Source organism: Clostridioides sp. ES-S-0190-01 (genome assembly GCF_020658275.1).
In the GTDB taxonomy this organism is placed as follows: Bacteria; Bacillota; Clostridia; order Peptostreptococcales; family Peptostreptococcaceae; genus Clostridioides.
In genome coordinates this window covers 1-12,708 of record NZ_JACVWA010000017.1, presented here as the reverse complement: position 1 = coordinate 12,708, position 12,708 = coordinate 1, and the positions used below count along the sequence as shown (strand labels likewise).

The 12,708-nt window shown below is 28.3% G+C and carries 12 protein-coding genes and 1 riboswitch; of the genes, 10 read left to right on the top strand and 2 right to left on the bottom strand.

Annotation, left to right across the window (positions count from 1 at the left end):
- Positions 1–213: 213 nt before the first annotated feature.
- Positions 214–996 carry an EFR1 family ferrodoxin gene (locus IC214_RS06230; RefSeq protein WP_227483343.1) on the top strand — a complete coding sequence of 261 codons (783 nt, stop codon included), beginning with the start codon at positions 214–216 and terminating at the stop codon, positions 994–996.
- A gap of 111 nt (positions 997–1,107) precedes the next feature.
- Here the strand turns inward: IC214_RS06230 and IC214_RS06225 are convergent, their stop codons facing one another.
- Positions 1,108–1,935: a carbon-nitrogen hydrolase family protein gene (locus IC214_RS06225; RefSeq protein WP_227435271.1), complete on the bottom strand. Its 828-nt coding sequence runs from the start codon at positions 1,933–1,935 to the stop codon at positions 1,108–1,110.
- A 217-nt stretch (positions 1,936–2,152) separates the two neighbouring features.
- Positions 2,153–2,258, top strand: a riboswitch (guanidine-I (ykkC/yxkD leader).
- Positions 2,259–2,330: 72 nt separating this feature from the next.
- On the opposite strand from IC214_RS06225, the gene sugE reads away from it, so the two are divergent.
- The gene (sugE, locus tag IC214_RS06220) at positions 2,331–2,651 is read left to right on the top strand and encodes a quaternary ammonium compound efflux SMR transporter SugE (protein ID WP_227435269.1); all 321 of its coding nucleotides are present in this window, start codon (positions 2,331–2,333) and stop codon (positions 2,649–2,651) included.
- A 270-nt stretch (positions 2,652–2,921) separates the two neighbouring features.
- Here the strand turns inward: sugE and IC214_RS06215 are convergent, their stop codons facing one another.
- Positions 2,922–3,602, bottom strand: coding sequence for a phosphoribosylaminoimidazolesuccinocarboxamide synthase (locus IC214_RS06215; RefSeq protein ID WP_227435267.1), 681 nt, complete (start codon positions 3,600–3,602; stop codon positions 2,922–2,924).
- Between the two features lie 397 nt (positions 3,603–3,999).
- Between IC214_RS06215 and IC214_RS21100 the strand changes: the two genes are divergently transcribed.
- The 8 genes from IC214_RS21100 to IC214_RS06175 all read left to right on the top strand — a co-directional run.
- Positions 4,000–5,052 (top strand): galactitol-1-phosphate 5-dehydrogenase, encoded by a 1,053-nt coding sequence (locus IC214_RS21100; protein ID WP_227866395.1) that lies wholly within the window; start codon positions 4,000–4,002, stop codon positions 5,050–5,052.
- A gap of 54 nt (positions 5,053–5,106) precedes the next feature.
- Positions 5,107–5,523, top strand: coding sequence for a PTS sugar transporter subunit IIA (locus IC214_RS06205; protein ID WP_413926642.1), 417 nt, complete (start codon positions 5,107–5,109; stop codon positions 5,521–5,523).
- Between the two features lie 28 nt (positions 5,524–5,551).
- Positions 5,552–6,025 carry a PTS sugar transporter subunit IIB gene (locus IC214_RS06200; RefSeq protein ID WP_227483340.1) on the top strand — a complete coding sequence of 158 codons (474 nt, stop codon included), beginning with the start codon at positions 5,552–5,554 and terminating at the stop codon, positions 6,023–6,025.
- A gap of 43 nt (positions 6,026–6,068) precedes the next feature.
- Positions 6,069–6,827, top strand: coding sequence for a PTS mannose/fructose/sorbose/N-acetylgalactosamine transporter subunit IIC (locus IC214_RS06195; protein ID WP_227435258.1), 759 nt, complete (start codon positions 6,069–6,071; stop codon positions 6,825–6,827).
- Between the two features lie 24 nt (positions 6,828–6,851).
- On the top strand, positions 6,852–7,691 hold the full coding sequence (locus tag IC214_RS06190) for a PTS system mannose/fructose/sorbose family transporter subunit IID (RefSeq protein WP_227866394.1): 840 nt from the start codon (positions 6,852–6,854) through the stop codon (positions 7,689–7,691).
- Positions 7,692–8,164: 473 nt separating this feature from the next.
- Complete coding sequence (locus IC214_RS06185; protein ID WP_227866393.1) at positions 8,165–8,812, top strand: response regulator transcription factor; 648 nt, start codon at positions 8,165–8,167, stop codon at positions 8,810–8,812.
- The gene (locus IC214_RS06180; protein ID WP_227866392.1) at positions 8,805–10,190 is read left to right on the top strand and encodes a sensor histidine kinase; all 1,386 of its coding nucleotides are present in this window, start codon (positions 8,805–8,807) and stop codon (positions 10,188–10,190) included. The genes IC214_RS06185 and IC214_RS06180 overlap by 8 nt, the downstream gene beginning before the upstream one ends.
- Positions 10,191–10,659: 469 nt before the next feature.
- Positions 10,660–12,708 (top strand): cell wall-binding repeat-containing protein (locus IC214_RS06175; protein WP_227866391.1); only part of this gene is annotated, 2,049 nt, incomplete at its 3' end.

The following is a 12,708-nucleotide window of genomic DNA, read 5'->3' as shown; positions in this document are numbered from 1 at the left end:
TAAAAATCTCAAGAATTTCTCAAATTATTAAATTTACATAAAAATATAATAGTTTTAATGATTAAAATTAGTATATTTTTATATACTAAATAAATCAAGTGTCTAATTATTGGAAAATTTAAGCATGTAGTTAATAGTCTTTATTTGAGTATTCTAATTTTAATATATAAAGATGAATAATTTTCCAAAAGGGCATCTTGGGAGGAGTATTTTATGAAAGATAAAGTTATTTATTATTTTACATCAACTGGAAATAGCCTAAGTGTAGCAGAGAGTATATCGAATAAAATAAATGCAAATATAATTAGAATATGTGAAACAACTGATGTAGATTGTAATAGTGATATGATAGGATTTGTATTTCCACTATATTTTTGGGGGTTACCTAATCTTGTTTCTAAATTTATATCAAATCTAAATATTAAAAGTGATAAACCATATATTTTTGCTGTAGTAACTTGTGGAGGCATGATAGGTGGAAGTGCGCTTCATGATGTGGATGCTTTATTGAAAGAGAAGGGTCATGGACTAAATCTAGGTTCAAGGATACAGATGGTTTCTAATTACATTTGTGAGTTTAAAATAAAAGATGATAAAAAAATTGATAATTTACTTAGAAAAGCAGAAATCAAGGTTAATGAAGTGTCAGAAGATATTGTAAATAAGAAAAGTAATAAAATTGGCAAAACAAATTTTATATACAAGAAGTTTTATAAAAAATATATTTCATCTTGTGCAAGTCAAGATAGCCATTTTTCAGTTGAAAATACCTGTATAGAATGTGGTATTTGTTCAAAAGTATGTCCTGTAAATAATATAGACGTTGAAAAGGGGAGACCGAAGTTTTTACACAATTGTGAACATTGTTTAGCATGTGTACATTGGTGTCCTAAGCAAGCGATTCAATGGAAAGATGTAACTAAAAATAAAAAGAGATACCATAATCCAAATATAAAGTTGGAAGATATGATAAGTGAGAAAAGTAAAGATATTTAATAAAAAATGACTACTATTAATCAATTAGTAACTAAGAGTAGTTGGGATAATTACCATAATAAAAACCCCATAAATATTTTAAATAATTAATTTAGGGGGTTTTATAATTTTTTATTTTAAAATATTAAGTTCATATAAGTCTGTTCTTCTATGTTTAAGTAATGGTAATTGTTGTCTTATGTCAGGAATTAAATCTCTATCAATATCAGCATAGATAATGCATTCCTTTTCATCAGCCTGAGCTATAATTTTTCCCCAAGGGTCTGAAATTCTTGAATTACCAAAAGCTATGTAAGAAGCATCTTTATTTCGAGCAGGTGCAGCACCAACATAAAATATCTGATTATCTAAAGCACGCATTCTGATAGATAATTCCCAATGTGCAGGTCCAGTTGTCATATTGAATGCTGCTGGCAAGATAACGATTTCTGCACCTTCAAGAGCCATTAAACGTGATAATTCAGGGAAACGAATATCATAGCAAATAGCAATACCCATCTTTCCATATTCAGTATCTATTATAGTAACATCATTTCCAGCAGTAAGAGTATCAGATTCTTTAAAGCTAACTTTTCCTGTAACTTCAATGTCAAATAAGTGCATTTTGCGATGTTTTCCAATTAAAGTTCCATTTTTATCAAATACATAACAAGTATTATAGATTTTGCTATCTTCTAACTCTGGAATACTACCAGAAATTAGATAAATACCATGTTTTTCGGCTAGTTTACTCAATGTATTTGTTGTTTCACCTGGATATTCTTCTGCAAATTTAGGAAAGTATTTATTTTCATATGGACAATTAAACATTTCCGGTAAAACCACAATTTTAGCCCCATTATTGGCAGCTTCTGTTACCATTTCTACAGCATGATTAATATTTTCAATCTTGTTTTCTGTAGTAATCATCTGACACACTGCAATTTTGTAGGAATTCATAAAAATTACTCCTTTCGATATTTTTATGTTATTATAACATATTAAATAAAAATTAGATATAAATACAAAATATGTAAGTTGAATATGTTATATAACCAAAGAGTACAAATTACTATAGATATATATTTTAATTTATACTCTTATAATTTATATCATATCAATATATTGACTTTTTTTACCTATGTTGATAGTATTATTTTAAAGACAATAAAATAATACTAGAGTTTTATAGGGTTCCGCAATTATTAATGATTGGTCTGGTCCAAGATAAAACCCACAACATAATTTTGTTGTGAACACGGAAGGATAAAAACCTGGGAGATATTTTATAATATTTCTCAGGTTATTTTATTGCTAAAAAAGAGATATATTATTTGAAAAGAGGGATGATTTATATGAAATGGTTATTTTTATTTATTGCAGGACTATTTGAAGTTTTTTGGGCATTTCAATTAAAAAATTCACATGGATTTTCTAAGTTGACTCCAAGTATACTTACTGTTGTTGGGATGATTGTTAGTTTTTATTTTTTATCATTGGCGCTTAAACATCTTCCGCTTGGAACGTCATATGCCATATGGACTGGAATTGGTACAGTTGGAACTGCTATTGTAGGAATTGCTCTTTTAAATGAACCAGTTAATATGGCTAGAATTTTATGTATAGGTCTTATTGTAGTGGGGATTGTAGGATTGAAATTATTATCGAGTAACTAATAAGTATGAATTAGGATAAATAGTAGGAGGTGATAGTTATAGAATATAGAAGCTAATTTATAGGAATTAAGTGCATCAGCAGAATAAAAGATGCTATAAAGTTAGAAATTATAAAATGTTGTAATAATACAATAAAAAAGCTATGAAATTAGAAATTATAAAATGTTTTAAAGTAATTGATATTTTATAGAATTTCTGATTCATAGCTTGTTTTTATTTATAAGTTTATTAGATTTGTATTTGAAAATTATATGTATATATTCTGTATAATTATTTTGCTAATAATAAAGCAGTTAAATCCATAGGGTCAACTATTACACCATCTTTATAAACACGCATATTTCCAGATGCTATCTCATCTATTAATATTACTTCATTATTGTAGAATCCAAATTCAAACTTAATATCATAAAGTTCAAGTCCTTTTTCAGCTATAGTATCACGAACTATGTTAGAAATTTTTTGGGTCATACTCTTCATTGAATCAAATTGAGCTTGAGTCATAATATTTAAAGCTTCTAAACCTTCAGATGTTATAAGTGGGTCACAACGGTCATCATCTTTTAAAGTTGCTTCTACATAACAGTCTAACTTAGCTCCTTCTTCAACACATGAACCATAACGACGTAAGAAACTACCAACAGCTCTATAACGACAAATAACTTCTAATCCATTACCAAAAACTTTTGCTGGTAACACTTCCATAGTTGCATCTTCTAAATTAGCACTTACATAATGAGTTTTAATTCCAGCATTGTTTAGAATTTCAAAGAACTTAACAGATGTTTCTAAATTAGCCTTACCAATTCCATCTATGCTTAGCCCTACAGTATTTTCACCTGGATCGAATACACCATCTTTGCCAGTTACATCATCCTTAAATTTAAGTAAGAAATTTCCATTATCTAATTCAAAAACATCTTTAGTCTTTCCTTGATACACTTTTTTCATAAACAACCTCCAAAATATTAAATTATTATATTGAATAAGGCATTAGTGTCAAAAAAGTTCTGGTATTCGTATAAAAATCTATATTGATGCCTTATATTTAATATTATATCACAAAAATAGAGAATTTTTCCGAACATTTTTATAAAAATAATAAAAAAAGTACATTTTATGAAAAATTTTAGAAAAGTACTCAGAAAGAAAGTGAGTGTCATTTGTATTAACACACATAAGTTTTTGTAGGAAAATTTTTTGACACACTTTGACACACATATAATAACAGTGTGATAAATGGCATGAAAACTATATTTACAAATGTTGGCATAAAAATTGCTCTATATATTTTACATAAAAAAGATGAGTATATATCTAAATAAAATAAACAATAGAGGTGGTTAATGTGAAGTCAGTTAAGTTCTATGGTGTAAGAGATACAAGAGTAGAGAATGCAGATATACCTAAAATATTAGAAAAAGATGATGTAATAGTTAAAGTAAAAGTTGCTGGTATATGTGGCTCTGATATATCAAAATACTCAAAGACAGGCCCTCATATGGTTGGAGAAATCTTAGGACATGAATTTTCAGGAGAAGTAGCAGAAGTTGGTACAGAAGTAAAAGATTTTAAAATAGGAGATAGAGTTGCTGTTTGTCCAGCTATGCCATGTTTTGAATGTGATGAATGTAAAAAAGGGTTGTATTCAAGATGTAATAATGTAGCAATAATAGGCAATAAAGAGCTTGGAGGATGTTTTGCTGAATATACAAAGGTAAAGGAAAGAAATTTGATAAAAATACCAGAAGAAATAAGTTATGAAACGGCTGCTGCTTTAGAACCAGTGTGTATAGCAGGGCATGGACTTTTTAGGTCAGAAACTAAGGTAGGAGATACTGTTGTAGTACTTGGAACAGGACCAATAGGCTTATTTTCGATACAATGGGCAAAAATATTTGGTTCTACAAAAATAGTGGCTATAGATGTATTTTATGAGAAATTAGAATTAGCGAAGGAATTAGGAGCAGATATTTGTATAAATGCAAAAGAAAAAAATATTGTAGAAGAGATAAAAAAATTAACTAATGGAGCTGGAGCAGACATTGTTATTGAATCAGCAGGAACTCCAATGACATGTGGTCAGGTATTATTATTAGCCAAAAAAGGTGGGACAGTACTGTATGCAGGAGTACCATATGGAGATGTAGCTTTAAGCAGAGAACAATTTGAGAAGATAGTGAGAAGTGAGCTAACTGTGAAAGGAACTTGGTTTGGAAATTCATTTCCATTTCCAGGAAAAGAATGGAGTGCTGGCTTGTATCATATGCAAAAAGGTGACATGAATGTTGAGAAATTGGTGACACACAGAATAAACTTAGATGAAGTGCCAGATTATTTTGAAAAAATATACAAAAGAGACATTTTCTTTGGTAAGATAATGATTAATGTGGCTAATTAAGGTAGAGCAATAAAGATAGTAATTTATAATGTATATAAAAAAGTTAAGAGAGGTATGATTCATATGGCAGGAATAATTATAGCTGCACATGGGAATATGGCTAAAGCAATGTTAGAAAGTGCTGAATTAATAGTAGGGAAACAAGAAAAAGTAGAAACTTTAGGATTAAACCATGGTGACAGTATAGATGAGTTTAGTAGAAAATTAGAAAATGGAATTGAAAAATATAAAGATGAAGGTATTTTAGTATTACTTGATTTTTATGGAGGAACTCCTTTCAATACATCTGCTGTTATAATAAATAAATTTGCTAAGGAATGTGAATTAGAATGTTTAACAGGTGTAAATTTGCCTATGCTTTTAGAGCTGTTTTTAAACAGAGATACTATGAAGTTAAAAGATTTAAAAAATTTATGTGAAGAAGTTGGAGTTTCAGGAATTAAAGATGTAAAAGCAGCTTTAAATATATAAAATAAATTAAAATTTTGGAGGAATTATTATGAGCAATATAGCATTAACAAGAATTGATGATAGATTAATACATGGGCAAGTTATAACTGCTTGGTGTAAGATTACATCAGCAAAGAGGATAGTAATAGTAGATGATTTAGTTGTAAAAGACCCTTTTATAGTTCAAGTATTACAAATGGCAGCACCTTCAACTGTTAAGGTTGAAGTGCATGATATAGAATCAGGTGCTGAAGTTTTAAAATCATATGATGGAGATGAAAATTTAATAGTATTAGTTAAATATCCTAAAACTGTTTTAGGTCTAGTAAATAATGGAGTAGATTTAAAAGAATTAAATGTTGGGGGTATGGGTGCTGGTCTTGGAAGAAAAAGTTTTTATAAGAATATATCAGTATCAGATGAAGAGAAAGAAATATTTAGGGAATTAATATCAAAGAATGTTAAGTGTTTTATACAAATAGTTCCAGATGCAAAGAAAATTGATGTAGGAACATTGTTGTAAGACCTATTTTGTAAATATTTAAAATTAAATAAGGAGGAAGAACATGCAAATTTCACTAATTCAAGCAGTTTTAATAGCAATTTTTTATTATCTTTCTTGGAGTCCATGGCTAACTTATGTTGGATTTTTTACATGGAATAGACCTTTATTAGCTGGATTTGTAACAGGAATTATACTAGGAGACCCAGTTCAAGGAGCAATTATAGGTGCAGGTATAAATATGATATATTTAGGATTCATATCAGCAGGAGGGGCTCAAATGGGAGACCCAGCTTTTGCAGGATATGTGGGGACTGCTTTAGCTATAGCATCTAATTTGGATGTAAGTACTGCAATGGCAATAGCTGTTCCATTAGGTACTGTTGCAACTGTACTTTGGATAGGTAAAATGACAGTCAATTCTTTTTTTGCACACTGGGCAGATAGAGAGGTTCAAAAAGGAAATATAGATAAAGTAGCATTTATAAACATAGTTCCACCTCAGATACTATTGTTTGTAATGAGTTTTATACCAGCATTATTAGTTGTTTATTTTGGGCCAAATGCAATAGATGGAATGTTAGAAGTAATGAATGATAATGTGTTACATGTATTCAATGTAATTGGAGCTATGTTACCAGCGTTAGGAATTGCTATGAACTTAAAATTAATTGGAAATAAGTTTACTATGCCATTTTTCATATTAGGTATATTAATGGCTGTTTATTTTAAAGTAGATATAATAGTAATATCTGTTATTGGAGTAATACTTGCTCTTACAATTACTTCAATTAAATATGGAAAAGATGGTGCGACATCTTAAATATATAAGAAAGGGGAAAAAATTATGTCAGATACAAAAAGTGAAGTAGCTAAGAAAATGTTAAGCAAAAAAGATGTGATAAAGTCATGGCTAAGATGGTTTTTCTTTGCACAATCTAACTACAATTATGAAAGATTACAATCAACAGCATTTTCACATTCAATGTTACCAGTACTTAAGAAGTTATATCCAGATAAAGAAGAGTTAAAGCAAGAAGTAGAAACTCACTTGGCATTTTTTAATACAGAGCCTATATGTGGATGTGTTATACATGGAATAACAATAGCTATGGAAGAAGAAAAAGCTAATGGTGCAGATGAAATAAGTGGTGATGGTATGAATGCCATAAAGACAGGTTTAATGGGACCATTGGCAGGTATTGGAGATACTTTAACTCAAGGAGTTATAACACCTATAGTATTAGCTGTTTGTATTGGTTTAACTGAGGGAGGAGCATCAATTGCAGGACCGATATTATTTGTATTGGCTCAATATATAATAATGACCTCAATTTCATTTGGAATGTGGACAAATGGATACAAGTATGGTAAAAAAGCTGTTGAAAGTATACTTCAGGGTGGAATAGTAAATAAAGTTATAGAAGGTGCTTCGATACTAGGGACTTTAGTTATGGGCGGACTAGTAGGTAGATTTATTAATTTATCTACACCAATAAGTTATACTAGTGGAGATTTTAAATTTAGTCTTCAGACAGATTTACTTGATAAGATATTTCCAGGATTAATTCCTTTGGTACTTACTTTATTGGTACTCTTTGCTTTAAAGAAAGGTCTTTCTCCAATAAAAATAATGGGTATATTGATAGTGGTAGGTGCTATTACAGGTATATTAGGATTATTTTAAATAAATGCATATGATGTATTGATGAGGATTTTAGATAAATTGGCTATATCTATAAAATACAATAGCAATTAGGGTAAATTAGATTATTAATAGATTAAGATTTAAGCTTAGATAAGTAGTGTAGAATATATAATTTTGTAAAAGGTATCTCAAAATGATTTTTAAATCATAGGTGAGATACTTTTTTATTTATGTATAAAATCTTATGGGATTGGATAAAAATATTAATTTTATATAGAAGAGTTATTTTGTAGGTTTCTGTTTTATATTAATATTTAGAGAGTAACAATTATATTTAAAAATTTTGCAGAGTTAACTATGTGTTTAAATTTATAGATTTAGTATTAAAGCTTATCTGTACTCTATTTTATATTGGTATTTAGTAATAATTGTAAACTTCTTGTAACATATATTTTATATAATTGAAACAATGGATATAATATGAAATATAATAAATTTAGGGATGTGAATATATGAATGTATTAATTGCTGATGATGAAGTGAGTATGATTAAGATACTTTGTGCTTATTTTAAAAAAGAAGGCTTCAATGTATTTACTGCAAAAAATGGGGAAGAGGCTTTAGATGTTTTTTATGAAAATAAAATAGATTTAGCAATACTGGATTGGATGATGCCATTAATTGATGGAATAGAGGTTTGTAAAGAGATAAAGGAAAATAGTAACACAAAGGTACTTATGTTGACAGCTAAAAGTCAAAGCGAAGATGAAATCGAGGCACTCAATATAGGTGCAGATGAATATGTTAAAAAGCCATTTGACCCTAGAGTCTTAATAATAAGGGCTAAGAAATTGGTAAATTATAAAGATACAATTAATATAAGAGATTTAAAAATAGATTTTGAGTCAAATAAAGTTTTTAAAGGTAATGATGAACTACTATTGACTAAAAAAGAATTGGAATTAATGCATTGCTTAGTTAATAATAAAGGAATAGTTTTATCTAGGGAAAGACTTTTAGATTTAGTCTGGGGATTGGATTATGATGGAGATTTTAGAACAGTAGATACTCATATAAGAAGACTGAGAACAAAAGTAGGAGAAGATATAATAAAAACTTACAGAGGATTAGGGTATAGTCTGGAGGATTTTGATGACTAAACTAAATAAGAAGTTATCTATAAGTATATCAATAGTAGTTGTAGTTGTTTATATAATATCTATAGCTATAAATAGTATGTTTATTCATAGGTATTATTTACATGAAAAAAGAAATGTATTGAACAACATTGAAAATGAAATAAAACATAAGGATATTAATAAATTAAAGTCAAATATTGAATTAATTGAAGAAAAAAGTAATACAGCCATTGTATATGTAACATTAGATAAAAATTACAAAAATAAAAATAGTATGGATAAAATAAATCAAGATTTGCTAGACGCTTTTTGGAATAAAGGTTTGAGCTTAAATAAATTTTGGATTGAAGGAAGTGTTTTAAAAGATATTGACAATAAAAGTATTAATAAAATATATAATCAGGGAAAAACCAAATATAGTCTACTAGTAAAGTTTATGAAAAAGGATAATTATTTATTTGCTATATCTATACCAATAGAACATTCAGAAGAAACAATTGGTATAGTAAATAGATTTAATATAATAATGGGGATATTTTCAGTAATTATAATAACTATACTTACATTTATACTGTCAAACAGAATTATAAGACCTATGGAAAAGTTAAAGCTTTTATCGAAGGATATATCTGAGTTAAATTTTAGAACTGAGGCCATAAAAACGAATGATGAAATAGAGGAGTTAGCTTATAGCATAAATATAATGAGTGTAAAGCTTGAAAAGGCACACAATGAATTAAATAAAAGAAATGAAAATTTAAAATCTTTTATATCTGATGCATCTCATGAAATGAAAACTCCAATAGCACTTATAAAAGCATATGCTATAGGTATGAAAGATGGTTTGGATGATGGTACTTATACAGATACAATAATTGAACAGGCAGAAAATATGTCTAATACAATAAATACTCTTTTATATTGGGCTAAATATGAGAAAAAAGAAGTTAGTTTGTGTGAAGTAGATTTAAAGGAAAGACTGCTTAAGAATTTAAAAAATTATGAATTATTGATATCTAAGGATGATATAAGTGTTCAATGCGATATAGAAGATAAAAATCTTATAATAAATTCTGATAAAGATAGTATAGATATGGTACTTAATAATTTGATTAGTAATGCAATAAAGTATACTAGTGATAATGATATAGAGATTAATCTTTTTAGAGATAAGGATAAGATTATTTTATCTATAAAAAATGGAATAGATTATGATAGAGAAGATGATATTGATGATATATGGAAGCCTTTTTATGTCTTAGAGAAGTCAAGAAGTAAAGAACTTTCAGGTACTGGTCTTGGTCTTACAATAGTTAAGACTATACTTGAAGAAAATAATTTTAGATATAAGGTTGAAATTTGTGATGGAAAGATAGAATTTTATATTATCTTTATATAAGCTTTATACTATTTTTATATTGTCTCGTAAAAATACAACAAAATAAAATATAAATATAAAAAATAATTTAAAAAATATCAAATTAATTTGTTTTTCATATGGATAAAATTGGTTATTTAATATATAATCATAAGTATAAATAATGAAATTTATTTATAAAACAAGTAGCACTTTTAATTCTAAGAGCTACTTTTTTTTACATAAAACCTACTATTTTACGACAATTCATTAACATAAAAATCAAACTCACCTTAAAATTAAAATTTACTAATTTTTCAATCAATTAGAAAATCTACGTATTCCTTTATAATAACTATAATATAAGAAAATAATAAATAAATTATATATTAATTATAAAATCATTATAGTTAGAAAACCTCTTTAAAATTAGTCTTTAAGTATCCCTTAGAATTAAAACGGGAACAAAACGAAACAATTAGGTACTACTAATGGACAAGGGGGAAATATAATGAAAATACCAAAGAAGATTGCTGCTATGCTTACAGTTACTATGATAGCTGGAAGTTCTACAGCAGGTATAGCTAGTGCACAAACAGTAGCAACAAATTTAACTGGACAAGAGAGATATGAAACTGCTGTAAAAATAAGCCAAGATGGATGGAAAAATGCTGATGAGGTAGTAATAGTAAATGATTCATCTATAGCAGATGCTCTATCCGCAACACCATTTGCAAAAGCAAAAAATGCTCCTATACTTTTAACAGGTAAAGATAAATTAAATGATAAGACAAAAGCAGAGTTACAAAGACTAAAAGCTAAGAAAGTATATCTAATAGGTGGTACTTCTGTACTAAGTGCAAATATAGAAAAACAAATAAAAGATTTAAAAATATCTTTTGAAAGAATATCTGGTGCAGAGAGATACCAAACATCTTTAGAGTTAGCAAAGAGATTAGATGCAGTAAGTGATGTTAAAAAAATAGCTGTAGTTAATGGTGAAAAAGGGCTTGCAGATGCAGTAAGTGTGGGTGCTCCAGCTGCGCAAAATAATATGCCAGTAATACTTGCTGACTCTAAAAATGGAACAGCAGTTGCAGATAAATTTATAAAAGATGCAGGAATAACTCAATCTTATGTAATAGGTGGAGAAAGTTCAGTTTCTGAAGCTGTAAAAAATAAACTACCAAATAGTACAAGATTAGGTGGAACAGATAGAAATGATACAAATGCAAAAGTAGTAAAAGAATTCTATAAAAAGACAGATTTAAAAAATGCATATGTAACTAAAGACGGGATGGCTAAACAAGACCAACTTATAGATGCTTTAGCAGTAGGTGTATTAGGTGCTAAAAATCAATCACCAGTAGTTTTAGTTGGAAAAAATCTATCAGCTTCACAAAAAACTTTAGTTAACTCTAAGAGTTTTGATAAAATAACTAAGGTTGGCGGAAATGGTAATGAAACAGCATTTAATGAAATTAAATCATTACAAGAAGTAAGTACATCTGAAGCTAAAACAATTGCTGAATTAAAGTCAGCTGTAGATAAAGCAACTGCTAATGATGTTATAAACTTTAAACCAACTAGTGAAGTTAAAGAAGCATTTACAATACAAACTGACAAAGCAGTAACAGTGAATTTAAATGGTACATATACAAAGACTGTAACTATCAACATGCCTAATGGGGATGTAAACAACTATGCGAAAGTAGATGATGTAGTTATAGATGATGTTAAAGACGGAACTTTCGTTAACTATGGAAAAATAACTAATTTAAAAGTTAATGATAAAAATGGAGCTAAGATAGAAAATAATTCAAAAGGTGAGATTGGTAGTTTAACAGTAGCATCTGGAGCAAGTCAAATAAAAGTAACTAATGGTGGTAAGATAACTACAGTTACAAATAATTCTAAAGGTACTACTATAGATAATAAGGGTACAATAAGTACTGTTAAGGGAGACAATTCTCCATCTATAAGTGGAAATAATCCAAGTTCTAACTCATCAGGAGGAAGTTCTTCAAGTGGAGGTTCTTCAGGGGGAAGTAGTGGAGGAAGTTCTTCATCAAAAGTAGGTCAAATAAAATTTAACGCAACAGATAAACAAATAAAAATAGGTTCAGATAATAAAACTGTAGATTTATCAGATAATACATATGTATTAAAGTTAACAAATGGAACAGTAAAAGATGGAGATATAAAAGCTAATGTTGAAGTAACTGGATTACCAGCGGGATTAAGTTATACAGCAATAGGAAATAAATCAGAAAATACAGTAACAATTACAGTATCAGGGACAGCAGAACAAGTTGTGCAAGATGATTTAAATAATGTAAGTGTATTAGTTAAGGCAGGAGCAGTATCTGAAACAACTGCTACAGATTCAATTGCAAATACAACATTTGAAGTGAAAAAATATGTAGCAGCAGCAGTAGGTGAATTAACTTTTGATGCAACAGATAAACAAATAAAAATGACATCAGGTGATGAAACAGTAGATCCATCAGATAACACATATGTACTAACACTAACAAAAGGAACAGTAAAAGATGGAGAT

Excerpts from the sequence above, each read along its gene's own strand:
- IC214_RS06205 (WP_413926642.1), top strand. The coding sequence starts at position 5,107 with ATGATTCATATGGCAGGAATAATTATAGCTGCACATGGGAATATGGCT.
- IC214_RS06225 (WP_227435271.1), bottom strand. The coding sequence starts at position 1,935 with ATGAATTCCTACAAAATTGCAGTGTGTCAGATGATTACTACAGAAAAC.
- sugE (WP_227435269.1), top strand. The coding sequence starts at position 2,331 with ATGAAATGGTTATTTTTATTTATTGCAGGACTATTTGAAGTTTTTTGG.
- IC214_RS06200 (WP_227483340.1), top strand. The coding sequence starts at position 5,552 with ATGAGCAATATAGCATTAACAAGAATTGATGATAGATTAATACATGGG.
- IC214_RS06185 (WP_227866393.1), top strand. The coding sequence starts at position 8,165 with ATGAATGTATTAATTGCTGATGATGAAGTGAGTATGATTAAGATACTT.
- IC214_RS06215 (WP_227435267.1), bottom strand. The coding sequence starts at position 3,602 with ATGAAAAAAGTGTATCAAGGAAAGACTAAAGATGTTTTTGAATTAGAT.
- IC214_RS06180 (WP_227866392.1), top strand. The coding sequence starts at position 8,805 with ATGACTAAACTAAATAAGAAGTTATCTATAAGTATATCAATAGTAGTT.
- IC214_RS06190 (WP_227866394.1), top strand. The coding sequence starts at position 6,852 with ATGTCAGATACAAAAAGTGAAGTAGCTAAGAAAATGTTAAGCAAAAAA.
- IC214_RS06195 (WP_227435258.1), top strand. The coding sequence starts at position 6,069 with ATGCAAATTTCACTAATTCAAGCAGTTTTAATAGCAATTTTTTATTAT.
- IC214_RS06230 (WP_227483343.1), top strand. The coding sequence starts at position 214 with ATGAAAGATAAAGTTATTTATTATTTTACATCAACTGGAAATAGCCTA.